Here is a 22,642-nt window from a genome sequence, read left to right on the forward strand (position 1 = left end):
ATTCAACTTACATCATCATCTTGGTCAAAGAACCTGCCGCAGTCTGTTCTCGTTCCGTCTTCATAATAGCCGTATCCCTGATCGCCTGATCGCCACTCACCTGGCGGTTCATAGGATGGAGCATCTTTGGCAAGCCATATGACAACAACAGCGGACAGCACCACTATTGCTATCCAGAACGCCGCATACAAAAGCGTGCCAACGAGAGCCAGCTTGATCGCCCACAGGAAGACCCTGGAAAGCGCTACTGGAACGCCCTTCGAGCACAACCACCCAAGGGTGCTGGCTTCGCGACGAGCATATCCGCGCCGAACCTTGCCGGCCCACCGCCCAAGACGCTCAGGGATGTTCTTGCGTTCTTGTTGTTTCATATGCTGCCTCCTGCCTCTGAAAAGGACTATCGACGCCCAACCTCATCCAGACGTTGATCGCCGTTCCACTCCGAGCAAGGCCACCGAGGTCTGCCCACCTTCAAAAGGTAAACGGCAAATGGAAGGGCTGCACGGGCAAGAGGGCGAAGGGGAAAGGCCCTACTCGAAAACGGGAAAGGGACTACAACTATCAAGCTCGCGAGGCCAATCATGCTCTCCTGGTTCAAGCGAAAAACGACAGCTCCCGTTGCGGCCGGCTCCCCCATCACGAGCGGCTTCACTGCCCCGCAATCTGCCGTTGAACTGCTGGACACCCCGCGCCGGCAGAAGCTGCTGGAGAACATCTGGCAACGCACATCACTCTCCCGCTCACAATTCGACGTTCTGTACATGGCCCCGCTCCACCGCTACGCCGCACTGGTCCAACAACTTCCCGCTTCCGAGAGCCATCACCACGCCCACCCTGGCGGCATGCTGGACCATGGCCTGGAAACCGTGGCCTTCGCCCTCAAGCTGCGCCAGTCCCACCTGCTGCCCGTCGGCGCACCACCCGAAGCCCAAGCCGCTGAAGCCGAAGCCTGGACTGCAGCAGTCGCCTACGCCGCGCTGCTGCACGACCTCGACAAGATCGCCGTGGACCTGCATGTCGAATTGATGGATGGCAGCACCTGGCACCCGTGGCACGGACCACTGACACAGCCCTACCGACTACGCTACCGCACCGACCGCCAGTACCGTCTGCATAACGCAGCCACTGGTCTGCTGTATGCCCGCGTGCTCGGGCGCGCTTGCCTCGACTGCCTAAGCACCTACCCGGAATTATGGTCGTCACTGCTGTTCGTACTCTCTGGACAGCACGAGCACGCAGGCATCCTCGGCGAGCTGGTAACCCGCGCTGACCAAGCCTCGGCATCGCAAGCGCTGGGCGGTGATCCCAGCAAGGCCATCACCGCGCCGAAGCAGGCGTTGCAGCGCAAGCTGATCGATGGTCTGCGCTACCTGCTCAAGGAAGAGTTGAAACTCAACCAGCCACAGGCCTCGGATGCCTGGCTCACCGACGACGCCCTCTGGCTGGTCAGCAAGACCGTTTCCGACAAATTGCGTGCACACCTGCTGAGCCACGGCATCGAAGGCATACCAGAACGCAACACGGCGGTGTTCAACGTCCTGCAGGACCACGGCATTGCCCTGGAAAGCCCCGCTGGCAAAGCCATCTGGAAAGCTACCGTCACCAGCGAAAGCGGCTGGTCGCAAAGCCTGACCTTTCTCAAGCTCTCGCCGGCGCTGATCTGGAACAACGATGAACACCCTGCGCCTTTCGCGGGCACTGTCACAGTCGATCCGCTGCCCGAAGAAGTCGCGCCAAGTGAGCCGGTACCGCCTGCTCAAGCTGATGCACCGTCCATATACCCCGATCCTGACGAATCCCTGATGGACTTCCTGCCGGTGTTTCTCGACGATGCGCCACCCGCGGTAGATGACGCGGAAGAAGTCGCCACAGGCCAAGCGTTCCTGCAGTGGCTGGAACAAGGCATCCGCTCACACCGCCTGATCATCAATGACGCCAAAGCCCTGGTACACACGGTGGCTGACACCCTGTACCTGGTCACCCCCAGCATCTTCCAGCGCTACTGTCGCGAACACCCCGATATCGCGCGCCTAGCCAAGCAGGATCAGCAACAGGATTGGGAATGGCTGCAACGCCAGTTCGAGCGGCAACGTGCCCACCGCAAGCAGCCCAACGGATTGAACATCTGGACCTGCCAGGTCACCGGGCCACGTAAAACCCGGCGCCTGCACGGCTATCTGCTCAAAGATCCAAAAGACCTGATGGGCGATATCGCCCTCAACAACCCCTACCTGCAGCTGCTGCCACCAGACCCGGAAGACGCCCCTTCGTCGCAGTCTGTCATCTGACGCAACAAAGCGAAGTGTCGCGAAACACTTTCATCCGTTGACAGGATGCCCTGTACGGTTGAATGTCTTGCCTGTGACGCTGACTAGTTCAGCACACGCCCAGGCCATCTGGATCTTCAAGGTGGCGGTGCGGTGGTTCACTGCACTGGTCCAGCCCTGATCGCCTAGCTTCCACTTCCGCGATCAATCGACCTCCGGGTCGATGGAAGCATCATAATCCACACCCTCGACGGGCCCACCCGTCGAGGGAGGGCCTTTCTCTTTTTTGGAGGTCCTCTATGAAACTGGAACTCGCTCTGTACCAGGCGTTGGTATCAATCAACGTTACAGACGACAAAGCCACGGCTGTAATCCAAGCACTGGAGAATGACTTGCTCACTCAACTTGCGACCAAAGCTGACCTGGCTCATCTTGAGAACAAGCTGACACTGCGCCTCGGTGCAATGCTCACCGCTTTCTCAGGCTTGACGCTTATGTTCATCAAGCTTTTCTAAAGCCATCCAGCCAACCTCCACAGCGCTGCCCATAACAGGTGCAGCGCTGTGTTTTTGTCGCAATTGGAACATGGAGAATGCCATGTATGAACCCTACGTCACGCGTGCAGAAATGGAGAGCCTGCGCATTGAGTTTATGAGCAAGCTCGCCGTACTCAAGCATGAACTGATCTCTGACCTGATTACAGCTGCACTCGTAATAGCAAACGTGATCCTCTTCGCGGTCATCATCATCTTCTGAAACCCTGCAGAGCCCCCACCCAGGGGCCTCTGCACTCTCCCGCTCACCCCTCCACCGCGGACATGCCGAGCTGTACCAGCCTCTGCCCCGCAGGCGACTGCAACAGTGCCGCGATGAACTCCATGTTCAGCGAACCTTCCGCCACCGGCCGAGCAGGCTGGGGCAACCCACCCTCCCAGCAGTCCAGCCGATCCGCCCAGTCCTGCATCATGCCTCGACGCTGCTCCACATACTCGGCGTGGTTGTAGGAGCGTCGCACCTGATTGGGATCGGCATGGGAAAGCTGCGCGTCGATCCACTTCTGCTCATACCCCAGTTCGTTCAATGCCGTCGAAAGCGTGCCGCGGATGCCGTGACCTGTCAGCCGACCCTTGTACCCCATGCGTTGCAGCGCATTGTTCAGCGTATTTTCGCTGACGCTATCCTTCGGACGGCTTCGGTGAGGTAGCAGGTGGCGATTGCTCGGCAACTTGGCGGCTAGCAGCGCTTTCACGACTTCAATGGCCTGGCGGGATAGCGGCACGATGTAAGGAGGAATTTCCTCGCTCTCTCGGCGCTCACGTACCTGCAGTTGCTTGACGACCTCGGGTGGGATGATCCACAGCCCGCGCTCAAGGTCGAACTGCTCTGGCGTGGCACAACGCAGTTCTCCGGTACGAACCCCCGTTAGCAGCAGCAAGCGAATGCCCCGCACCGTATTGATGTGCCCACGATACGCGCTGACCTTCCGCAGAAACTCCGGCAGCTCATCCATGCACAGATGGGGGTTATGTCGCACCTTGGGCTTGGGCAGGGCCACGATGTCCAGGTCTGCGGCCGGATTGCTGGCCACCCCCTTCTCGACCATGGCATAGCGGAACAACTGGTTCAGCCATGTCCGACACTTCTCGGCCGTGGTCATCGCCTTACGCCGCTCGATCTTGCGCAGCACCTCCAGCACATGCTGGCGCGACACTTCCACAATCGGCAGATCCCCCAGCCAAGGCAGGATGTCCTTGGTGAAGTGGCGCTCGATCTGCTCCAACGTACTCTGTCGCCCGCGCTTGAGGCTCAGGGCCCTGAAGGCCTTCCAGTCGTTGAAGACTGACAGAAAGGAGTTTTCGGAAGCCGCACAGGCGGCGAGACGGCTTTCACGACGCTCGGCGCGAGGATCGACGCCCTGGGCCACCAAGGCGCGCGCCTGGTCTCGCGCCTCCCTGGCCTCCTTGAGGCTGACGGCCGGATAGACGCCCATCGATATCCGGGCCTGCTTGCCCAACCAATAGAAACGGAAGTGCCACTGCTTGGCGCCTTTTGCACCGACGAACAGTGCAAGGCCAGCAGTGTCTTTGAGGGTGTAGTTCTTGCCGGTCGGCTTCGCCTGACGGACGGCAGTGTCGGTTAGTGGCATGTGTACATCTCCCGGTCTCGTAAGGTCGAGGAGATGTATATCGATGCCCAAAGCCCAGCTCAGCCATCAATCCGCTACGCCAACTACCCGGAATCGCTGTACTTAAAAATGTACTTAAATTTCGTGGCTGCTAGTGGATTCAGGCAGACTGCGCTGGAACGAAAAAAGACGCCGAAGCGTCTATTTTCAAGGACTTACAGACTTCCATGGAACTCTGTAGACCGATATTTGGAGCGGGAAACGAGACTCGAACTCGCGACCCCGACCTTGGCAAGGTCGTGCTCTACCAACTGAGCTATTCCCGCGTCGTGATGGGGGCCATTCTAGCGGTTTCAAAAACCGCGTCAACCCCTTGATTCAAAAAAACTTTTACTTCTGCTCCGAACCTTCGCGCAGGTGCGGCCAGGCCGCCAGCAGATAGTGCGCCATCGACCACAGCGTGAGCCCCGCCGCCACCAACAGCAATGCATAGCCGAGAATCACCCAGAAGGTCACCGCTGGCGGGTTGCCCAGCAGGATCACCAGCGCCAGCATCTGCGCTGCGGTTTTCCACTTGCCCAGGTTGGACACGGCCACGTGTGCCCGCGCGCCCAGCTCGGCCATCCACTCGCGCAGTGCCGAAACCACGATTTCACGGCCGATGATCACCGCTGCCGGCAGGGTAAGCCAGAAATTGGCGTGGGTCTGTACCAGCAGCACCAGGGCCACCGCCACCATCAGCTTGTCGGCCACCGGGTCGAGGAAGGCACCGAAGGGCGTGCTTTGCTGCAGGCGACGCGCCAGGTAGCCGTCCAGCCAGTCGGTGGCAGCGGCAACCGCGAACACGCTGCTGGCGGCCATGTAACTCCACTGGTACGGCATGTAGAACAGCAGAATGAAGCACGGGATGAGCAGGACGCGTAGAACGGTGAGCAAGTTTGGAATATTCATCGGTACGACTGGCCGCAAGTTGAGCCGGCATTCTACTCGCTATGCAGGCTGGCATAAATTGATTCGGCAAGCTTTTTGCTGATGCCGGGCGCTTTGGCAATTTCATCGATACTGGCGCGGTTGAGCTCCTGCAGGCCGCCGAAATGTTTCAGCAGGTCGCGGCGGCGCTTTGGCCCTACCCCGGCAACATCTTCCAGGCTGGACACCCGCCGCGCCTTGCCACGCCGGGCGCGATGGCCGGTGATGGCAAAGCGGTGGGCTTCGTCACGGATCTGCTGGATCAGGTGCAAGGCCGCAGAATCGCCCTTGAGGGTGAATTCGTGGTGCACGTCGTTCAGGTACAGGGTTTCGAAACCGGCCTTGCGCGTGACGCCCTTGGCGACACCCAGCAGGGTCAGTTCGCTGAAACCCAGCTCCTGCATCACATCGCGGGCCATGTTCAGCTGGCCTTTGCCACCGTCCACCAGCAGCACGTCGGGCAGTTTGCCCTCGCCGTCCTTGATGCGCCCATAGCGGCGGGTCAGGGCCTGGTGCATGGCGGCGTAATCGTCGCCAGCGGTGACGCCTTCGATATTGAAGCGGCGGTAGTCGGACTTGATCGGCCCCTCGGGGCCGAACACCACGCAGCTGGCTACGGTGGCTTCGCCACTGGAGTGACTGATGTCGTAGCACTCCAGGCGCTGCGGCACTTCGTCCAGGCCCAGGACCTCGGCCAGGGCCTCGAAGCGGGCCGCCATGTGCTGACGGTTGGCCAGCCGAGCATTGAGCGCCTGCTCGGCGTTGGTCACGGCCAGTTGCTGCCAGCGGGCCCGGGTGCCCCTTACCCGGTGGCTGATGGTCAGCTCGCGCCCACGCAACGTGTGCAGGGCCTCGGTAATGGCGGTGAAGTCTTCGTGCACAACGTTGACGATCAACTCGCCTGGGAGTTCGCGCTCTGCATTGCCCAGGTAGTACTGGGAAAGAAAGGCGGCCATGACCTCGGCCAGGTCTTCCTCGATGCCCACCTGCGGGAAGAAGTTCTTGCTGCCCAGTACCCGCCCACCGCGCACGCTGATCAGGTGCACGCAGGCGCCACCCGGGTTGACGAAGGCAGCGATGACATCGACATCACCTGTGCCACCTTCGATGTACTGCTGGTCCTGCACGCGGCGCAGCAGGCTGATCTGGTCGCGCAGTTCGGCGGCCTTTTCGAAATCGAGGGCCATGGCGGCTTTCTCCATTTCGGCATTCAATTCATTGCCCAACTGCTGGCTGCGCCCTTCCAGAAACATCACCGAATGGCGCACGTCCTCGGCATACTCCTGGGCGCTTACCAAGTCGGTGCACGGCCCTTTGCAGCGCTTGATCTGGTACTGCAGGCAGGGCCGGGTGCGGTTGGCGTAATAGCTGTCTTCGCACTGGCGCACGGAAAAGGCCTTTTGCAACAGGCTGAGGCTTTCGCGTATGGCGCCGGCGCTGGGGTATGGGCCGAAGTAACGGCCCTTGGCCTTTTTCGCGCCCCGATGAATACCCAGGCGGGGAAACTCCCCGTCAGACAAGAACACGTAGGGGTACGACTTATCGTCGCGCAGCAGGATGTTGTAAGGCGGCCGCCATTCCTTGATCAGGTTCTGCTCCAGCAGCAACGCCTCGGTTTCGTTGGCGGTGATGGTGGTCTCGACCTGGGCAATGCGCGCAACCAGCGCGGCGGTCTTGGGGGCCAGGCCGGTCTTGCGGAAATAGCTGGCCAGGCGCTTTTTCAGGTTCTTGGCCTTGCCCACATAAAGCAGGCGGGCGTCGACGTCGAACATTCGATAAACGCCGGGGCGACCACTGCAGGTCGCCAGGAATGCGCTGGCATCAAAAACTTGGGACATGAGGTTTACAGGCTTGCGTCAACCATACCGTGGCGAACGGCCAGCAAGGTCAATTCGACGTCGCTGGTGACCGAGAGTTTTTCAAAGATCCGATAACGGTAAGTATTGACGGTCTTGGGCGAGAGGCACAACTTGTCGGAGATGATCTGCACTTTCTGACAACCGACGATCATCAGGGCAATCTGGATTTCCCGCTCGGACAAGGCGTCGAACGGCGAGCCTTGTGGCTGGAACGGCTTTAGCGCCAGCTGCTGGGCGATCTGCGGGCTGATGTAGCGCTGGCCGGCAAACGCCAGGCGGATGGCCTGGACCATTTCATCGAGCCCTGCGCCCTTGGTCAGGTAACCGGCAGCGCCGGCCTGCAGCAAGCGCGTGGGGAACGGGTCTTCCTCGCACACGGTGACTGCAACCACTTTGATGTCCGGGTGGCTGCGCAACAGTTTGCGAGTGGCTTCCAGGCCACCGATGCCGGGCATTTTCACGTCCATCAGCACCACGTCTGGCTTCAGCTCACGGGCCAGCTTGAGCGCCGACTCGCCCGAGTCCCCCTCACCCACTACCTGCAGGCCGTCAATGTCGGCCAACATGCGCGTAATACCGGTTCGTACCAGATCGTGATCATCGACGACTAAGACCCTAATCAAGCACACACCTCATCAGCAGGGCGATTGGATCCCGCCACCTTAACAAAATTTTTCACAGTGGGCCTAACGCATTACTTCCGTCAGAAACGTCCGACACTCAGCTGTGAGAATCCATACTGTTTACCGGGGTTTAACATGACCCGTCAAGCGCGCCAACAGGTGGGCAACGCGCCAGCTGATCATCGATATGGATCCTTGATGCCTACGCCGTTCGCGCTGGACACGCCAGCGCCTGACGATCACTCGATAGCGCGCTGCATACGCACGAAGCAATCGTCTTCGCCCATCTCGATAAACGCATGGCGCTGGTAAAGGCGGCGTGCCGGATTGCTGCGAAACACCATCAGCCTGAGCAGCGGCAACTGCCGCTGCCTGGCCCACAGTGCCAACTGCTCCAGCACCCAACTGCCAACACCGCGCCCGCGGTGCTCGGGGAGCAAATGCAACTCGCGGATGAACAGGGCCTGGCGGTCCTGGCTGAGGCTGCAGTAACCCAGCACCGCGGGGCCATCTGCCACCAGCCACTGTTCGCGCCAGCCCCAGGCCTGGTCGAAGGCGTCTTCCACCCATAGCAGGCCGTATTGGCCGTAATAAGGCAGCATGGCGCGACGAGTCAGGTCGCGGGCGAAGGTGCAGTGACTGGTGGTGGCAGGAATCAGTTGCAGGCACATGTCAATCAACGCTCGCGGTCGCGGTTGACGTTGTGCCCGGGGCTGGCCAGCAGGGCAGTCCCAGGCACCGATGCACGGAGGTGATCAGTAGGTTCGCCAGGTTGGCGAGGGGCTGCTGGGTCAGGCCTCAGGCTGCTCGGCAGCAGGCTCGGCGGCAGGGGCTGCAGCCTGTGCCTTGGCCTTCGCCCGGTTACGGCGTTCCTGGCTGCGGTGCCGCGCAGCCTGCTGCTTGGCATGCAGTGCCTGTGCAGCAGTCACGGTACCCGCGGCTTGGCCGCTGAGGTCCAGGCGCGGTGCATTTTCGACCATGCTGGCCCAGTACCGGGCGCCGCGGCACCAAGTGGAAATACCCAGCTTCAGCTGTTCACGGGTCAGGCCGAGCAGCTCCAGGTGTTGCTCGGCATCCTTGAAGATGCCTTCCTTGAGCGGCACCTTGGGGGCCGGGTTGACCGGGAAGGCCAGGGGAAAATGCTTCTGCAAAGGCCAGATCGCAGCGACCGCCGGATCCTGTTCGCGCGGCTTCGCCTGCGGGGACGGCTTGCGCTTTGGCTGTTTCGCGCTTTCGGCCTTTACCTGCTGTTTCTCCGCCCGCAGGCGGTCGCGTAGCTCTGCTAGTTGTTCAAAACCCATCGTTCAATTCACTGCTTGTGGTTGATTGCGGGCTGCAAGGATAACCCATGCAGCCACCCCAGTGTTTGCAGGTCATCTTTCCATCAGCTGAACACCCACAGCACCCGCGTTGGTTTGCCGGTCAGGTTGGCATAACGAAAGCTGGCATGTGGCTGCAGCTGGAAACTGTCATTGGCGCGCAGGGTAACGGGCTCACCGCCGTCGAGCCACACGGTCAATTCGCCTTCGAGCACGAAACACCCCTGCTCCGAGCTGTCGTTCAGGTACTCCTCGCCACTGCTCGCCCCAGGTTCAAGGTGGCTGTCGAGCATGGAGAATGCGCCACTGATGCTGGGGGATGCCAGCACATCGGTGATGCCACCGGCCAGGTGCAAGGTGCGGCGCTCGTGCGGGCGGGTGACCCAGTCGAGCTCGCGGGGCTTGGCCAGCTTGTAGAAGTAGGCAGTCGACACACCGAGCTCTTCGCTGATGGCCGTCAAGTCGGCGACGGTCGGGCGCGAAACACCGCGCTCGACCTGGGACAGGAACCCCACCGAGCGGCCGATACGCTGGGCCAGCTCGCCAAGGGTCAGGCCCTTGAACTTACGCAGGTCGCGAATCAGTACTGCCAGGCCTTCGATTTCTTCGTGCACTTTCATAGTTGAATCGCGACGTTCGGACGGAAAAACAATGCCCTGAAAAGTACAGGATTCAACCAGCAAAGCAAAATGCTTCCAGGCCTTGCTGCGTGCCAGCCAGGCAAACCGGGGCCGCTTTGCAGCCCCGCTGAGGCTACCTGCCGCTCAGCGAACAGCCTCATACGTGAGGTCGAGGCATTTGCGCGCCTTTGCCACCAGCTCGTCGATCTCGGCAAGGCTGATCACCAAAGGCGGCGCGATGATCATGGTGTCGCCCACCGCGCGCATGATCAGGCCGTTGTCGAAGCAGTGCTGGCGGCAGATCATCCCCACGCCTTTGCCTGGGTAGCGGGTGCGGCTGGCCTTGTCTTTTACCAACTCGATCGCGCCCAGCATGCCCAGGCCACGCACCTCACCGACCAACGGGTGGTCGGCCAGCTCACGCAGGCGCTGCTGCAGGTATGGCGCAGTCTGTTCCTGCACCTGCGTGATGATCTGCTCGTCGCGCAGGATGCGCAGGTTCTCAAGCGCCACCGCCGCGGCCACAGGGTGGCCGGAATAGGTAAAGCCGTGGTTGAAGTCGCCACCTTCGCTGACGACCCGCGCCACCTCGTCACGCACGATCACGCCGCCCATCGGGATGTAGCCCGAAGTCAAGCCCTTGGCGATGGTCATCAGGTCGGGCTCGAGGTCATAGTAGTCAGTACCGAACCACTGCCCGGTACGGCCAAAGCCGCAGATCACTTCATCGGCCACGAACAGGATGTCGTACTTGGCAAGGATCTGCTTGACCTTCGGCCAATAAGTGTCCGGCGCAATGATCACGCCCCCGGCACCCTGGATCGGCTCGGCGATGAAGGCTGCGACGTTGTTTTCGCCCACCTCCAGAATCTTGCGCTCCAGCTGCTCGGCGGCCCACACACCGAAGTCGGCCTCGGTCATGTCGCCGCCCTCGCCGAACCAGTACGGCTGCGGGATATGCACGATATCCGGGATCACCCCGCCCTGCTGGTGCATGCCGCTCATGCCCCCCAGGGCAGCGCCTGCCACGGTAGAGCCGTGGTAGCCGTTGATGCGGCCGATGATCACCTTCTTGTCGGGCTGGCCTTTCAGCGCCCAGTAGTGGCGCACCATGCGCAGCACGGTGTCATTGCCTTCGGAACCGGAGCCGGTGAAGAACACATGGTTCATGCCTGGCGGGGCCAGGTCGGCGATCGCCTTGGCCAGCTCCAGCGCCGGTGGGTGCGCGGTCTGGAAGAACAGGTTGTAGTACGGCAGCTGCTTCATTTGCTGGCTGGCGACCTCCGCCAGCTCATCGCGGCCATAGCCGACCGCCACGCACCACAGGCCAGCCATGGCATCGAGGATCTTGTTGCCCTCGCTATCCCACAGGTATACGCCCTTGGCCTGGGTGATGATGCGCGGGCCTTTCTCGGCCAACTGTTTAGCATCGCTGAACGGCGCCAGGTGGTGGTCGCGGCTAAGCGCTTGCCAAGCCTGGGTCTGCGAATTCTGTGCACTCATTGTCTTCACTCCATCAGGTCGCGCAGGCGCGCTGCGCGGTGGGTTGCTTGCGGTTCTGGCGCAGCAGCCAGCGCTGGCGGCAAGCCGCGCCGAACGCCTGGAAAAGGGTCAGGTACTGCGGGTTGTCCATGACCTGGTACTCGGGGTGCCATTGCACGGCCAGGCTGAAGCCCTGGCCGTTGTCCAGCGAGATCGCCTCCACCAGGCCGTCGGGCGCCAATGCCTCCACCCTCAACCCCGGCGCCAGCACATCGATGCCCTGGCCGTGGATGGAGTTGACCTCGAACACTGCCGGCAAGCCCAGGCGTTCGAGCAAACCGCCTGGTTGCACATGCATGGTGTGGCGCGGGCCGTATTGCTTGGCAATTGGCTCGCCCGCGCCTTCGCGGTGGTCCATGAATGCGCCAGCCTCATGCACGTTCTGGTGCAGGGTGCCGCCCAGCGCCACGTTCATTTCCTGAAAACCACGGCAGATGCCCAGCACCGGCACGCCGGCAGCGATCGCCGCGCGCATCAGCGGTAATGTGGTGGCGTCCCGCAGCCGGTCGTGTTGGGTGCCCTCGGCACTGGCCGCGCCGTGGTAGTGAAACGGCTCGATATTGGACGGCGAACCGGTAAAGATCAGCCCGTCCACCACCTCAAGGATGTCGGCGCTGTCGAGCAGCTCGCCCAGGCTGGGTATCACGATGGGCAGGCCGCACGCAGCCTTGGCTGCCGCACGTGCATACTTCTCGGCAATGGTCTGGGTGGCATGCTGCCCGCTCATGGTGGTGCAAGCGGTGATGCCGATCACGGGCACACGTGGCATAGCGTCCTCCGGCAATGGGAATTGCGCGTGGTTTAGGTTGGCAAGGGATGGGGGCGAACTGCAGGCGCTACAGGAACCAGCGATACTCGCGGGCATCGATGTGACGCATGAAGTCCAGTTGCTCCTGGTACTTGTTTTCGCAATAGACCATCACGAACTCGCTGCCCAGACCTTGCTCCAGCACCGGGTGATGACGCATCGCGGCCAGGCCGCTGAGCGGATCCTTGGGGAAGTCGATGCCGCTCTGGCGGTCGTCGTTCAGCGGGGCGATGGGCTCGACGCCCCGCTCCAGGCCGTACTCCATACCGGTGAGAATGGCCGCCAGCACCAGGTAAGGGTTGGCATCTGCGCCTGCCAGGCGGTGCTCGATGCGCAGGTTGCGCGTGTCGGACTCGGGGATGCGAATGCACGCATCACGGTCCTCGAACCCCCAGCTAGCCTTGCTCGCAGCGTTGACCATGGCACCGTAACGGCGGTAGGCGTTGTGGTTGGGGGCAAAAATCGGCATACAGTGCGGCAGCAGCTCAAGGCACCCCGCCACCGCATGGCGCAGCTTGCGCTGTTCGGCAGCGGCAAGCAGGTTGTCGCCGGCGTTGTCGTATAGGCTGACATGCACGTGCATGCCGCTGCCCGGCGCATCCAGGTAAGGCTTGCTCATGAAGCTGGCACGGTAACCGTGCTTCAGCGCAATGCCCCGGGTACTGCGGCAGAACAGTGCCGACCAGTCTGCCGCGGCAAGGGCATCGTCGCTGTGCGAGAAGTTGATCTCGAACTGGCCTGGGCCCAGTTCGGCAGTGATCACGTTCGCCGGCACGCCTTGCTCATTGGCGCCGTCGACCATTTCATGCAGCACCGAGGAAAAACGCGAGAGGCGCTCGATGTGCATGTTCGGCTGGTCGTCTGCGTCGCCGGTGGCAGGGTCACGCGGGTAACGGGGCAAGCCGTTGTCCAGCGCGCGATCGAACAGGTAGAACTCCAGTTCGAACGCCACCACCGGGCGTATGCCACGCCTGGCCAGGCGCTGCAGCACGCGGGCCAGCACTTCCCGTGGCTCGAACTCGATCGGTTTGGCGGTGCCGTCGGAAGTGATCAGCATCTGGGCGCTTGGTTCTTTTTCCCAGCGCACCGGCTTCAGCGTACCTGGCACCAGCCGCCGTACGGCATCCGGGTCACCGTCGGCAAAGCAGTAGTCACCTATCGGGTAAAGACCGCCCTGGGTACCCAGCAGCACGCAGTTCTGCGGCAGCTTCAGCGGTGCACCAGCTGCAACCTTTTCCAGCATGTCGATGGGGTAGCGCTTGCCGTAGAAATGCCCGGGAATGTCCAGCGCAATCAAGTCGACATAACGTATGGCCGGGTGCTGCGCCCGAAACGCACGCACTTCAAGCAGCAAATCCGCAGAGGGGGCACTCATGTTCTTGTCCTTGTGAGGTGAACCAACTCAAGTGAAGACTCGCCCTTGAATGCCGCCGCGTTTGCAAGGGCTTCAACCTCTGGCACGCCTTCAATAGCCTGGGCGCTCGTGAAATTTTCGTAGATATTTTTCATGAAAAAATACATTAAAAATTTCACGCGTCAAGATCATCTCGTGCCGCCGGTCTGCGTCTGCGCGAGTTGGGCCCAGCAAAGCGCAACAAGCCAGTAGCTGAACTACTGGCTATGAGAAGCTTGACTGTCTCCCTTGCCACGCGATGGCGCTGTTATGGTGGAAGCACTTACGCAATCAAATGAACGCCAACCTGGGAGGCAGCATGACAGTAGACAAAGTTGCGATTATCACGGCCGGTGGCAGCGGCATGGGTGCCGCCGCTGCCCGGCGCCTGGCCGCGGATGGTTTTAACGTGGGCATTCTTTCTTCATCGGGCAAGGGCGAGGCCCTGGCGGCCGAGCTTGGCGGCATCGGCGTCACTGGTAGCAACCAATCCGTTGAAGACCTGCAGCGCCTGGTAGACGCTGTGGTCGGCAAATGGGGCCGCATCGATGTGCTGGTCAATAGCGCGGGGCACGGCCCACGTGCGCCTATCCTGGAGATCAGCGACGAGGACTGGCACAAAGGCATGGACACTTACCTGCTCAATGTCATTCGCCCGACACGCCTGGTGACGCCCCACATGCAGCGGCAAAAGGGTGGCGTGATCATCAACATCTCTACCGCCTGGGCCTTCGAGCCGAGCGACTTGTTCCCCACTTCTGCGGTGTTCCGCTCGGGGCTGGCGGCCTTCAGCAAGATCTTCGCCGACACCTACGCCGCCGATAACGTGCGCATCAACAACGTGCTGCCGGGCTGGATAGACAGCTTGCCGGCCACCGAGCAACGCCGCGACAGCGTACCGCTCAAACGTTACGGCACCTGCGAAGAAATTGCCGCCACCATCGCGTTTCTTGCCAGCGAGGGTGCTGCTTACATAACCGGGCAGAACATCAAGGTCGATGGCGGCCTGACGCGTAGCGTCTGAGACAGCTGACGAGACAAGCGCTTGCTCACTTGCTGGTGGTCGAGTAACCAACTGCTCCACACCGGGGCGGCCACCAGGCAAGCGCTTCGCGCTGGCGCACGAGGTAACAACTGCGCACCTGAAATGTGCACAAAATTCCCAACTCATGTACTCGCCCGCTAGGCAGGCGTTGGCGATCCACCACGAACCCCTTGCAACTACCTGCGCCTGATCGATTGGTACGAATCTTGTTTGTATACAAATCCAAAAACAAAAGTACACAACCATCATGGAGTCCCGATGGCGTCGATTTCGCGTTCCGATGTTAGCCAGCTTGATGCATGCCCCACCGCCACGGCCGACGCCGGCCAGGTCACATTGAGCCCGCGCCTGTACAGTGCCGACCTGGCCCCGACCCGTGCCGCCAAGCGCACCTGGGGTCGCTACAGCCTGTTCGCGCTGTGGACCAATGACGTGCACAACATGGCCAACTACTCGTTCGCCATCGGGTTGTTCGCCCTGGGCATGAGCGGGGCGCAGATTCTGGCCGCCTTCGCCCTCGGTGCCTTGGTGATCTACGGCCTGATGAACCTGTCCGGCTACATGGGTCAGAAAACCGGCCTGCCCTACCCGGTCATGTGCCGGATCAGCTTCGGCATCCATGGCGCCCAGGTTCCGGCACTGATCCGCGCGGTGATCGCCATTGCCTGGTTCGGCATCCAGACCTACCTGGCTTCGGTGGTGCTGCGTGTATTGCTCACCGCCATCGCCCCAGACCTCAAGGCCTACGACCAGAACAGCATCCTCGGGCTGTCGAGCCTGGGCTGGGTCACCTTCCTCGGCATCTGGTGCGTGCAGGTGGCGATCTTCGCCTACGGTATGGAAATGGTGCGCCGCTTCGAGTCGTTGGCCGGGCCGATCATTCTGGTCGCCTTCGCCAGCCTGGCCGGCTGGATGTACTGGCGCAGCGGCTTGTCGATCGCCTGGTCCAGCGGCAACGCCCCTACCGGTTCGGCCATGTGGCTGAAGGTGCTCGGCGCGGCTGCGCTGTGGGTCTCGCTGTACGGCACCATGATCCTCAACTTCTGTGACTTCACCCGCAATTGCCCGGACCGGCGCACCATCAGCGTAGGCAACTTCTGGGGCCTGCCGGTGAACATGCTTGGTTTTGCCCTGATTGCAGTGGTACTGGCCGGTGCGCAGTTCAGCATCGATGGCAAGCTGGTGCAGAGCCCGACCGAAATCGTTGCGGCCATCCCCAACACCGCCGGCCTGGTATTGGCTTGCCTGGCTTTCCTGATCGTGACCGTGGCAGTGAACATCATGGCCAACTTCGTCGCCCCGGCCTACGTGCTGACCAACCTGGCACCCAACCTGCTGAACTTCCGCCGCGCAGGCTTGCTCAGTGCTGCCATTGCGGTCGTGATCCTGCCCTGGCACCTCTACAACAGCCCCTCAGTGATCGTGTACTTCCTCGGTGGCCTGGGCGCCCTGCTCGGCCCGCTGTACGGCATCATCGTTACCGACTACTACCTGGTACGCCGCAGCCGGGTGAATCTGCCGCAGCTCTACAGCGAAAGCAGGCAGGCGGCCTACCACTACAGCGGCGGGGTCAACCTGCGTGCCGTCGCGGCATTCGTGCCGGCGGCACTGATCGCCATCGTGCTGGCGCTGGTGCCAGCCTTCGACACCTTGTCGCAGTTCTCCTGGTTCTTCGGCGCCGGCCTGGGTGGGCTGATCCACTACGCCCTCGCCAACCGCAACGCCAGCTACCTCGCGGTGAGCGGCGAGAGCATTGCGGTGGATAGCGCGCATCACTGACCGGGGCACGATCAGCCGACTGATGAGGGCCAGTGATGCTGGCCCTTAGCCCGCACGGATGCATGCGTGTAAAGAGGTCTGCACCTCCACTGCGCGGCCCCCTGGCACCTTCCCGGCGCGCATGCCCCACGACCCGCCTGACCCGCAGGGCCACCCGCGTAACCGCGCCAAACGACACCACCCTACTCCCAAGCTTTGGTTGCCCGCTGCCGGCCGGCCATTTGCAGGCAACTATTTTTTTGTCCCCGTGCATCCAATAGGCCCCGTGGTGGGTATTGCTGATGGGTGGACCATGACCGCCCAGCCAAATGACCTGTCAGGAGCATTACCCATGAGCCATACCTACTCCGCTTGCCTGCTCGCCTGCAGCCTTGCCCTGGCGCTGCAGACCGCCCACGCGCAAACCGCCGTGCCCACTGCCGTCCAGGTGCCCGAGGGGCATCGCGTTATGCTGGAGACCGTCGGGGTCGGCGAGATCACCTATGAGTGCCGCGACAAAGCCGATGCGGCCGGCCAGACCGAATGGACCTTCGTTGGGCCCAAGGCCGTGCTCAATGACCGTAGCGGCAAACAAGTGGGCGACTACTTTGGTCCTCCCGCCACCTGGCAAGCGAAGGATGGCTCGAAAGTCACCGGCAACCAGTTGGCGCTGGCCCCGGCAGACAAAGGCGCCATTCCTTATCAACTGGTCAAGGCCAACCCGGCCGAAGGTAAAGGCGCCATGCAAGGCGTCAGCTACATCCAGCGCCTGGCCACCCGCGGCGGCGTGGCCCCTACCAGCGACTGCACGGCCCAGAACAAGGGGGCCAGGCAGGTCGTCCAGTACCAGGCCGACTATGTGTTCTGGACAGCCAGGTAACGCGCGCCGGCGCCAACATCCAGCAGCGGATGATCTAAGCTCGATGGCAAGCCCCCGGCTGGATGGCCGGGGTACCTCGCCAGACACAAGGAAGCCGTACACCTTGAATTCGCCTGTCACCCCATTCGACTTCCACCAGTGCCTGGAGGCCTGCGCACAGGGTGACCGGCGAGCCCTGCAAGCGCTGTACGATCACGAAGGGCCACGCCTGCTGGGCGTAGCCCGGCGTATCGCGCGTGACAACGCCACGGCCGAAGACATCGTCCACGATGCGTTCATTCGCATCTGGACTGGCGCTGCCAGCTACGATCCCGCGCGCGGCTCGGCCCGCGGCTGGATCTACAGCATCACACGCCATCTGGCATTGAATTCGATACGCGATACCCGGCGCGAAACTGTGCTGGACGATGCCGACATGGCTGCCGTGCCCACCTTGCCGGGCAGGCTGGATGACCTGGCCCTGTGGTCAGGCTCGGCAAAGATTTACCGTTGCCTCGAACAATTGCAGCCCGGCCCGCAGCACTGCATCCTGCATGCTTACGTGGACGGCTGCAGCCACGCCGAAATCGCCACTCTGCTGGGCGCCCCCCTTGGCACCGTCAAGGCTTGGATCAAGCGCAGCCTGAAAGCACTGCGGGAGTGCCTGGAATGAAGCCGGAGACTGACGAAGCGCTGGACACCCTCGCCGGCGAGTTCGTATTGGGCACCTTGCCGCCGGAGCAACACACGGCAGTGGCTGAGCGCCTGCGTACCGACTCAGCCCTGCGCGCCGCAGTGGATGCCTGGGAGTCGCGGCTGCTGGAACTGGCCGCGCTGGCCGCGCCGCAGCCACCGAGCCTGCGCCTGTGGGGCCGTATTCAGCGCAGCCTGAACGAGCTGGCGCCCCCGGCCAGCGAGCGGCGAGCCAAGTGGTGGCAACGCCTGGGCCTGTGGCAAGCAACCACGGCCGCCGGGTTGGCGGCCAGTGTAGTGCTGGCGTTCACCTTGCTGACAACGCCCCCACCCGCGACGCAATTCGTGGTGGTGCTGGTGGCACCGAGCAGCCAGGCCCCGGGTTGGGTGGTGCAGACCAGCGACAGCCGCACCATCGAGCTTCTCCCGCTCGGCAAGGATGCGCTCCCTGAAGGCATGGCCTTGCAGTTCTGGACCAAGGGTCCGCAGTGGGGGGCGCCAGTATCCCTGGGCCTGGTCAAACCCGGCGAACCCTACCGGGTCCCCCTGCAGAGCCTGCCACCGCTGGAAGCCGACCAGTTGTTCGAGCTGACACTGGAGAAAGCCGGCGGCTCGCCTACCGGCCTGCCAACGGGGCCGGTCAAGTTCATAGGCCGGGCGGTGAAAGTGATTTGACCCGTTTGCGTGCCGGCCGGGGAGAAACAGAGACGGGCGTACGCCACAGAAAGCCTGGGAATCATGGGCCGTAGCTAGTTTAATGATGGCCCTTGCTCAATTGCCGTAGCCGGCAGCGCTGGCCGGCCCGGGTAAGCGCAAGTGATACCCCCAACCAACCGCAGTCTCATGAAAAGGAAGTCGCGCAAATGGAAGTACGTTGCACCTCACTGGAAGAAGTCCGCCAAGGGATCGATGCAATTGACCGCAGCCTGGTTTCGCTTCTCGCCCAACGTGGCCGACTCGTGACGCAAGCGGCCGCCTTCAAAAAGACGACCGATGACGTGCGGGCGCCTGCGCGGGTCGAGCAGGTGATAACGAAGGTTCGCGAAATGGCGGAGCAAACCGGCGCTTCAGCCGAGGTGGTGGAGCAGGTTTACCGGGCGATGATCGCTGCCTTCATCAATGAAGAACTGACCACCCACGCGAAGCTGGCCACTATACCTTCGGCGTCTTGAAAAGGCATGCAAGGCGGCCGATGATCAGTCACCGGTTCGAGGCCAGAGCACGGCCTGCGCCACGATCACATCGCTGCCATTGAAGGTGACGGCAGGTGCGCCATGTAACTGGTACCCCATTTCCAAGGCCTCGCTGACCCGCCGGCAGAAGGCGGCGTTGTCGGGGCCGGTCAGCACGCGGTAGATGGGCAGATCATTGGGTGGTTGGCTCATCGCTTTCTTCCTTGGTTCACGCGGGGCGCGTTGTGGTTGTTGATCCTGCTGCTACCCGAAACACACCGGTGAGTACCAAGGACCGGATTGGTTCGGTCCCTGTTGCATCAATCATCAGCGTTCTACTGTATGCGGGTTAACAGGGCTTGGCTACTTGCAGCGATCACGGCCGAGACCGGCTGGAGACGCCAGCGGGTTGGGAGGGCGACGACTGGATGTTCGCGCCCTCGCCGCTCACCTTTTTATCTCCAGTAACAAAAAATCTACGGCTGCTAGGCCAGGTACACGTGGGTTTGTCAAGGGAGCCCCTCAGATAGTCACTATCGGCGGGAACTATTTGATGCTAGGTTACCCTTAAGTCTAGGCTTGGTAGTAAGCAAATGACTCATCGATGGACGACGGACGGACTGGGTGTACCTTGATGCCGTTTAGCCATCAAGGTAGGATGCGGCAATTTTTTCGCGCAGGAAGGCGGCCGTTCTCGCAATGATGCGATTTATCACCAAGCATGCTTCTGTCAAGACTGTGGTAGCAGCCTTCGGCTTCTATTGTTCGCTCATCGCCAGTATGGGCTACATCATGGAGAAGCTGACAGGTAGCAACCCCGTGGTGGAGCCCTTTGTGTGGGCATGCACTGTTACCTTGTTTGCGCTGGTTAGCAACTTGGGAATACTGGCGTGTGGATACGCCCAGCAGCTAAAACAGGATGAAATCGACAGATTGTGTTTAGTTAAAACGGAGCTGGAAGCTCAGCTGCTGAGACGTAGAATTTCGTCAAAAGGGAGAAAGTCAGCATGATCGAGATCTTCTTGATTTTCATATCACTAGGATTGGTGATTTCCATAATTTTCGCAATCATCATGAACCGACTCAGACGAATGAAGGCGACTTATCGCCTTTACGCAGTTAGAGACAACCTTGTCTTATTGGTATCAAAAGACCTTCTCAATGAAGAGTCAGCACTGTTCAAGTACTACTACAAACGTATAAATATGCTACTCCAATTCGCCCCCAACATTGGTCTTGATCAAGCTTACAAAGCCTTCTTATTTCTCAGCAACAACAAGAAAGCCAGCTTTGACGAGGCATTAAAAAAGGCACAAGGCGAAGCTGAAAGTATCCTGAAATCCAAAGAACTGGAGATCGATGAAGTCGCCTTAACGGTTCAGGAGTATTATTCGGCCTACATGGAAATGGTTTTATCGCATAGCAGCTTAACGCGGCTAGCTTATTACGCTGCAAAACATAAGATTCTGAAAATTCAGTGGTTTCCAGAAAGTGTCAGAAATGGCATGGCCATTATCAAGGTGGCCGGAAATGAGATTGACGAAATTTACGAGCGGCGCAACTTTGCATAGTTTAATAAGCCCAGCGCAATGCTGGGCTTTTTAGGCCCTGTCGTTTTGCTGGGCGAGCCTGGCAAGCCCTCATGAAATTAGCCCACGACCGCCTTTATCAGCGATAGCAACAATACGCTCAGCAAGCGCTGGATGTAGTTGGCCCCGTTTGACTTCATGTAACAGGCCTCCGGTGCTGGTTACCTATCGCACCCTTCGTTACAACCGCGGGTGGCAGGGGTTGCGGCGCCTTGAAGGCATGAAAGCCGCAAATCAGCGTTGGCACCCTGTCAAGCAGGCGACTCTACGCTATTTGGGCATCGCTCACTTCCTCGCAGTGTGTTGGTCATACCAATTCTCCCAAACAGAAGTCACGCGAATGGACCGACACCTGCTGGTGCTCACCTGGACAAATCAGTTGCGACTACACGACCTTACCCGTGTAAAGCTCCGCCACAGTGAATTGCGATCACGAGGGATGCCCACTCTGGAAACCATCCTTACATCCCAATCCATTTCCAGAAAGCTGATCAGGCTCCATGGCATAATTCATGATAGTGAAGATTGTCGGGTTCCCGATCCTGCAGCCCTTCACTCAGATCCTACCAATTGAGTGGCTGTACGCGACGCGGTCCAGATCGGCGCGGTTGATCGAGACATTATCGTTGGGTTGCACCCGTTATTTCGAATAAGTCGCGCGTTCACCAACGCTTGAGGTTTGTCTTCGCGTTAGCACCGGATTTGAATAGCTTGGCTCCATGCGTGGCTCAAGGCCTACGCCTTCACCTTTCGATCGAAAACTCGGCTTTCCTGATAAACTGCCTTTCGGGCGGTGAAGCCCGATGACCCGCCCTTGCGCTTGCGCTGCGTGATGGTTCCGATGATTTGCTACACGGCTGGTTGGAGTTGCTACATTGTAGCAACTGCAGTAGCAAAACCAGCAAGAACCGGAATAAAGCAGCAACAACCAGAGATAGAGAAATGCCCCAGAAACAAGCAGAAAACCCCGGAACCTTAGGCGATACGGTAGTCAGGAGGTTTTCTGTTGCACCGATGATGGACTGGACAGACCGCCATTGCCGCTTCTTCCTGCGCCTGCTGTCCAAGCAAACCTTGCTCTACACCGAAATGGTCACCACCGGCGCCCTGCTGCACAACGACGCCGACCGTTTCCTGCGCCATGACGTTTCCGAGCATCCGCTGGCCCTGCAGCTGGGCGGCAGCGTGCCTGCCGACCTGGCGGCCTGTGCCCGCCTTGCCGAACAAGCCGGCTACGACGAGGTCAACCTCAACGTCGGCTGCCCGAGCGACCGGGTGCAGAACAACATGATCGGTGCCTGCCTGATGGCCCACCCGGCGCTGGTGGCCGATTGCGTGAAGGCCATGCGCGATGCGGTAGCCACCCCGGTGACGGTCAAGCACCGCATCGGCATCAATGGGCGCGACAGCTACGCCGAGCTGTGCGACTTCGTTGGCCAAGTACGCGAAGCGGGCTGCCGCAGCTTTACCGTGCATGCGCGCATCGCGATTCTGGAAGGGCTTTCGCCGAAGGAAAACCGCGAGATTCCACCGCTGCGCTACGACGTGGCAGCACAATTGAAGGCCGACTTCCCGGACCTGGAGATTGTGCTGAACGGCGGAATCAAAACCCTCGGCGAGTGCCAGGCGCACCTGCAAACCTTCGACGGGGTGATGCTGGGGCGTGAGGCCTATCACAACCCGTACCTGCTGGCGGAAGTGGATCAACAACTGTTCGGCAGCGAAGCTGCCGTGATCAGCCGCAGCGAGGCGTTGGCGCAGCTACGGCCGTATATCGTGGCGCACATGGAAAGTGGTGGCGCGATGCACCATGTTACCCGGCACATTCTGGGGCTGGCCCAGGGGTTCAAGGGCGCCCGGCGCTTCCGTCAGTTGCTGTCGGCGGACATTCACAAGGCGGCGCAGCCGCTGGCCGTGTTCGACCAGGCAATGGAGCTGCTTCAGGGGCGCTGATGCGCCGTGTAACGACAGCGGTAGCAGATGACGCCAGCGCGCGCGGTG

The 22,642-nt window shown here is 60.9% G+C and carries 25 protein-coding genes and 1 tRNA gene; 12 read left to right on the forward strand and 14 right to left on the reverse strand.

Features of this window, described 5'->3' with window-relative positions; translation table 11 throughout:
* Window positions 1-2: 2 nt before the first annotated feature.
* On the reverse strand, window positions 3-371 hold the full coding sequence (locus ACF8SD_RS16860) for a DUF3742 family protein (protein WP_392484788.1): 369 nt from the start codon (window positions 369-371) through the stop codon (window positions 3-5).
* A gap of 210 nt (window positions 372-581) precedes the next feature.
* Here ACF8SD_RS16860 and mobH point away from each other — a divergent pair, with 210 nt between their 5' ends.
* From mobH to ACF8SD_RS16875, 3 genes are all read left to right on the forward strand, one after another.
* On the forward strand, window positions 582-2,288 hold the full coding sequence (gene mobH, locus ACF8SD_RS16865; protein WP_392484789.1) for a MobH family relaxase: 1,707 nt from the start codon (window positions 582-584) through the stop codon (window positions 2,286-2,288).
* 278 nt (window positions 2,289-2,566) lie between these two features.
* Complete coding sequence (locus ACF8SD_RS16870) at window positions 2,567-2,782, forward strand: hypothetical protein (protein ID WP_392484790.1); 216 nt, start codon at window positions 2,567-2,569, stop codon at window positions 2,780-2,782.
* An 82-nt stretch (window positions 2,783-2,864) separates the two neighbouring features.
* Window positions 2,865-3,023: a hypothetical protein gene (locus ACF8SD_RS16875; RefSeq protein ID WP_392484791.1), complete on the forward strand. Its 159-nt coding sequence runs from the start codon at window positions 2,865-2,867 to the stop codon at window positions 3,021-3,023.
* Between the two features lie 43 nt (window positions 3,024-3,066).
* On the opposite strand, the gene ACF8SD_RS16880 is transcribed toward ACF8SD_RS16875, so the two are convergent.
* The 12 genes from ACF8SD_RS16880 to ACF8SD_RS16935 form a co-directional block, all read right to left on the reverse strand.
* On the reverse strand, window positions 3,067-4,413 hold the full coding sequence (locus tag ACF8SD_RS16880) for a tyrosine-type recombinase/integrase (RefSeq protein ID WP_392484792.1): 1,347 nt from the start codon (window positions 4,411-4,413) through the stop codon (window positions 3,067-3,069).
* Window positions 4,414-4,642: 229 nt separating this feature from the next.
* A tRNA-Gly gene (locus ACF8SD_RS16885) sits at window positions 4,643-4,718 on the reverse strand.
* A 64-nt stretch (window positions 4,719-4,782) separates the two neighbouring features.
* Window positions 4,783-5,343 carry a CDP-diacylglycerol--glycerol-3-phosphate 3-phosphatidyltransferase gene (gene pgsA, locus ACF8SD_RS16890; protein ID WP_029885978.1) on the reverse strand — a complete coding sequence of 187 codons (561 nt, stop codon included), beginning with the start codon at window positions 5,341-5,343 and terminating at the stop codon, window positions 4,783-4,785.
* 32 nt (window positions 5,344-5,375) lie between these two features.
* Window positions 5,376-7,199, reverse strand: a complete 1,824-nt coding sequence (gene uvrC / locus ACF8SD_RS16895; protein WP_392484793.1) for an excinuclease ABC subunit UvrC — start codon at window positions 7,197-7,199, stop codon at window positions 5,376-5,378.
* A gap of 5 nt (window positions 7,200-7,204) precedes the next feature.
* Window positions 7,205-7,843: a UvrY/SirA/GacA family response regulator transcription factor gene (gene uvrY, locus ACF8SD_RS16900; protein WP_003251380.1), complete on the reverse strand. Its 639-nt coding sequence runs from the start codon at window positions 7,841-7,843 to the stop codon at window positions 7,205-7,207.
* A gap of 239 nt (window positions 7,844-8,082) precedes the next feature.
* Window positions 8,083-8,514 (reverse strand): GNAT family N-acetyltransferase, encoded by a 432-nt coding sequence (locus tag ACF8SD_RS16905; RefSeq protein ID WP_392484794.1) that lies wholly within the window; start codon window positions 8,512-8,514, stop codon window positions 8,083-8,085.
* Between the two features lie 120 nt (window positions 8,515-8,634).
* The gene (locus ACF8SD_RS16910; RefSeq protein ID WP_161892663.1) at window positions 8,635-9,144 is read right to left on the reverse strand and encodes a ProQ/FinO family protein; all 510 of its coding nucleotides are present in this window, start codon (window positions 9,142-9,144) and stop codon (window positions 8,635-8,637) included.
* Between the two features lie 83 nt (window positions 9,145-9,227).
* The gene (locus ACF8SD_RS16915; RefSeq protein ID WP_173890336.1) at window positions 9,228-9,782 is read right to left on the reverse strand and encodes a helix-turn-helix domain-containing protein; all 555 of its coding nucleotides are present in this window, start codon (window positions 9,780-9,782) and stop codon (window positions 9,228-9,230) included.
* A 144-nt stretch (window positions 9,783-9,926) separates the two neighbouring features.
* The gene (locus ACF8SD_RS16920; RefSeq protein ID WP_392484795.1) at window positions 9,927-11,285 is read right to left on the reverse strand and encodes an aspartate aminotransferase family protein; all 1,359 of its coding nucleotides are present in this window, start codon (window positions 11,283-11,285) and stop codon (window positions 9,927-9,929) included.
* Between the two features lie 13 nt (window positions 11,286-11,298).
* Window positions 11,299-12,093 (reverse strand): gamma-glutamyl-gamma-aminobutyrate hydrolase family protein, encoded by a 795-nt coding sequence (locus ACF8SD_RS16925; RefSeq protein ID WP_392484796.1) that lies wholly within the window; start codon window positions 12,091-12,093, stop codon window positions 11,299-11,301.
* A 67-nt stretch (window positions 12,094-12,160) separates the two neighbouring features.
* The gene (locus ACF8SD_RS16930) at window positions 12,161-13,507 is read right to left on the reverse strand and encodes a glutamine synthetase family protein (RefSeq protein WP_392484797.1); all 1,347 of its coding nucleotides are present in this window, start codon (window positions 13,505-13,507) and stop codon (window positions 12,161-12,163) included.
* Entirely contained in the window at window positions 13,504-13,641 is a 138-nt protein-coding gene (locus ACF8SD_RS16935; protein ID WP_392484798.1) for a hypothetical protein, read from the reverse strand. The genes ACF8SD_RS16930 and ACF8SD_RS16935 overlap by 4 nt, the downstream gene beginning before the upstream one ends.
* 203 nt (window positions 13,642-13,844) lie before the next feature.
* Here ACF8SD_RS16935 and ACF8SD_RS16940 point away from each other — a divergent pair, with 203 nt between their 5' ends.
* The 6 genes from ACF8SD_RS16940 to ACF8SD_RS16965 all read left to right on the forward strand — a co-directional run bounded on the left by ACF8SD_RS16940 (window position 13,845) and on the right by ACF8SD_RS16965 (window position 19,052).
* The gene (locus ACF8SD_RS16940) at window positions 13,845-14,549 is read left to right on the forward strand and encodes an SDR family oxidoreductase (protein WP_392484799.1); all 705 of its coding nucleotides are present in this window, start codon (window positions 13,845-13,847) and stop codon (window positions 14,547-14,549) included.
* 279 nt (window positions 14,550-14,828) lie between these two features.
* Window positions 14,829-16,349: an NCS1 family nucleobase:cation symporter-1 gene (locus ACF8SD_RS16945; RefSeq protein ID WP_173890347.1), complete on the forward strand. Its 1,521-nt coding sequence runs from the start codon at window positions 14,829-14,831 to the stop codon at window positions 16,347-16,349.
* Between the two features lie 331 nt (window positions 16,350-16,680).
* A complete protein-coding gene (locus ACF8SD_RS16950; RefSeq protein ID WP_009686314.1) occupies window positions 16,681-17,208 on the forward strand; it encodes a DUF3455 domain-containing protein in 528 nt (175 codons plus the stop codon).
* A 103-nt stretch (window positions 17,209-17,311) separates the two neighbouring features.
* Window positions 17,312-17,860, forward strand: coding sequence for a sigma-70 family RNA polymerase sigma factor (locus ACF8SD_RS16955; protein ID WP_249414281.1), 549 nt, complete (start codon window positions 17,312-17,314; stop codon window positions 17,858-17,860).
* The gene (locus tag ACF8SD_RS16960) at window positions 17,857-18,555 is read left to right on the forward strand and encodes an anti-sigma factor domain-containing protein (RefSeq protein WP_392484800.1); all 699 of its coding nucleotides are present in this window, start codon (window positions 17,857-17,859) and stop codon (window positions 18,553-18,555) included. The genes ACF8SD_RS16955 and ACF8SD_RS16960 overlap by 4 nt, the downstream gene beginning before the upstream one ends.
* 188 nt (window positions 18,556-18,743) lie before the next feature.
* Window positions 18,744-19,052 carry a chorismate mutase gene (locus ACF8SD_RS16965; protein WP_392484801.1) on the forward strand — a complete coding sequence of 103 codons (309 nt, stop codon included), beginning with the start codon at window positions 18,744-18,746 and terminating at the stop codon, window positions 19,050-19,052.
* 24 nt (window positions 19,053-19,076) lie between these two features.
* On the opposite strand, the gene ACF8SD_RS16970 is transcribed toward ACF8SD_RS16965, so the two are convergent.
* Window positions 19,077-19,265, reverse strand: coding sequence for a DUF1737 domain-containing protein (locus ACF8SD_RS16970; protein WP_054911639.1), 189 nt, complete (start codon window positions 19,263-19,265; stop codon window positions 19,077-19,079).
* A 486-nt stretch (window positions 19,266-19,751) separates the two neighbouring features.
* On the opposite strand from ACF8SD_RS16970, the gene ACF8SD_RS16975 reads away from it, so the two are divergent.
* The 3 genes from ACF8SD_RS16975 (at window position 19,752) to dusA (ending at window position 22,594) form a co-directional block, all read left to right on the forward strand.
* The gene (locus tag ACF8SD_RS16975) at window positions 19,752-20,063 is read left to right on the forward strand and encodes a hypothetical protein (protein ID WP_392484802.1); all 312 of its coding nucleotides are present in this window, start codon (window positions 19,752-19,754) and stop codon (window positions 20,061-20,063) included.
* The gene (locus ACF8SD_RS16980) at window positions 20,060-20,623 is read left to right on the forward strand and encodes a hypothetical protein (RefSeq protein WP_392484803.1); all 564 of its coding nucleotides are present in this window, start codon (window positions 20,060-20,062) and stop codon (window positions 20,621-20,623) included. The genes ACF8SD_RS16975 and ACF8SD_RS16980 overlap by 4 nt, the downstream gene beginning before the upstream one ends.
* Before the next feature lie 960 nt (window positions 20,624-21,583).
* The gene (dusA, locus tag ACF8SD_RS16985) at window positions 21,584-22,594 is read left to right on the forward strand and encodes a tRNA dihydrouridine(20/20a) synthase DusA (RefSeq protein WP_392484804.1); all 1,011 of its coding nucleotides are present in this window, start codon (window positions 21,584-21,586) and stop codon (window positions 22,592-22,594) included.
* Window positions 22,595-22,642 lie beyond the last annotated feature (48 nt).

The sequence above is a fragment of the Pseudomonas sp. CJQ_9 genome (assembly GCF_043106615.1).
GTDB classification, from domain to species: Bacteria; Pseudomonadota; Gammaproteobacteria; order Pseudomonadales; family Pseudomonadaceae; genus Aquipseudomonas; species Aquipseudomonas juntendi.

What these genes read in the sequence shown, in the direction of transcription:
- mobH (WP_392484789.1), top strand. Translation starts at nt 582, where the DNA reads ATGCTCTCCTGGTTCAAGCGAAAAACGACAGCTCCCGTTGCGGCCGGC.
- dusA (WP_392484804.1), top strand. Translation starts at nt 21,584, where the DNA reads ATGCCCCAGAAACAAGCAGAAAACCCCGGAACCTTAGGCGATACGGTA.
- ACF8SD_RS16860 (WP_392484788.1), bottom strand. Translation starts at nt 371, where the DNA reads ATGAAACAACAAGAACGCAAGAACATCCCTGAGCGTCTTGGGCGGTGG.
- ACF8SD_RS16970 (WP_054911639.1), bottom strand. Translation starts at nt 19,265, where the DNA reads ATGAGCCAACCACCCAATGATCTGCCCATCTACCGCGTGCTGACCGGC.
- ACF8SD_RS16965 (WP_392484801.1), top strand. Translation starts at nt 18,744, where the DNA reads ATGGAAGTACGTTGCACCTCACTGGAAGAAGTCCGCCAAGGGATCGAT.
- ACF8SD_RS16905 (WP_392484794.1), bottom strand. Translation starts at nt 8,514, where the DNA reads ATGTGCCTGCAACTGATTCCTGCCACCACCAGTCACTGCACCTTCGCC.
- ACF8SD_RS16880 (WP_392484792.1), bottom strand. Translation starts at nt 4,413, where the DNA reads ATGCCACTAACCGACACTGCCGTCCGTCAGGCGAAGCCGACCGGCAAG.
- ACF8SD_RS16980 (WP_392484803.1), top strand. Translation starts at nt 20,060, where the DNA reads ATGATCGAGATCTTCTTGATTTTCATATCACTAGGATTGGTGATTTCC.
- ACF8SD_RS16915 (WP_173890336.1), bottom strand. Translation starts at nt 9,782, where the DNA reads ATGAAAGTGCACGAAGAAATCGAAGGCCTGGCAGTACTGATTCGCGAC.
- ACF8SD_RS16930 (WP_392484797.1), bottom strand. Translation starts at nt 13,507, where the DNA reads ATGAGTGCCCCCTCTGCGGATTTGCTGCTTGAAGTGCGTGCGTTTCGG.
- ACF8SD_RS16975 (WP_392484802.1), top strand. Translation starts at nt 19,752, where the DNA reads ATGATGCGATTTATCACCAAGCATGCTTCTGTCAAGACTGTGGTAGCA.
- ACF8SD_RS16950 (WP_009686314.1), top strand. Translation starts at nt 16,681, where the DNA reads ATGAGCCATACCTACTCCGCTTGCCTGCTCGCCTGCAGCCTTGCCCTG.
- ACF8SD_RS16940 (WP_392484799.1), top strand. Translation starts at nt 13,845, where the DNA reads ATGACAGTAGACAAAGTTGCGATTATCACGGCCGGTGGCAGCGGCATG.
- ACF8SD_RS16960 (WP_392484800.1), top strand. Translation starts at nt 17,857, where the DNA reads ATGAAGCCGGAGACTGACGAAGCGCTGGACACCCTCGCCGGCGAGTTC.
- ACF8SD_RS16925 (WP_392484796.1), bottom strand. Translation starts at nt 12,093, where the DNA reads ATGCCACGTGTGCCCGTGATCGGCATCACCGCTTGCACCACCATGAGC.
- ACF8SD_RS16875 (WP_392484791.1), top strand. Translation starts at nt 2,865, where the DNA reads ATGTATGAACCCTACGTCACGCGTGCAGAAATGGAGAGCCTGCGCATT.
- ACF8SD_RS16920 (WP_392484795.1), bottom strand. Translation starts at nt 11,285, where the DNA reads ATGAGTGCACAGAATTCGCAGACCCAGGCTTGGCAAGCGCTTAGCCGC.
- uvrC (WP_392484793.1), bottom strand. Translation starts at nt 7,199, where the DNA reads ATGTCCCAAGTTTTTGATGCCAGCGCATTCCTGGCGACCTGCAGTGGT.
- ACF8SD_RS16945 (WP_173890347.1), top strand. Translation starts at nt 14,829, where the DNA reads ATGGCGTCGATTTCGCGTTCCGATGTTAGCCAGCTTGATGCATGCCCC.
- ACF8SD_RS16935 (WP_392484798.1), bottom strand. Translation starts at nt 13,641, where the DNA reads ATGAAAAATATCTACGAAAATTTCACGAGCGCCCAGGCTATTGAAGGC.
- pgsA (WP_029885978.1), bottom strand. Translation starts at nt 5,343, where the DNA reads ATGAATATTCCAAACTTGCTCACCGTTCTACGCGTCCTGCTCATCCCG.
- ACF8SD_RS16870 (WP_392484790.1), top strand. Translation starts at nt 2,567, where the DNA reads ATGAAACTGGAACTCGCTCTGTACCAGGCGTTGGTATCAATCAACGTT.
- ACF8SD_RS16910 (WP_161892663.1), bottom strand. Translation starts at nt 9,144, where the DNA reads ATGGGTTTTGAACAACTAGCAGAGCTACGCGACCGCCTGCGGGCGGAG.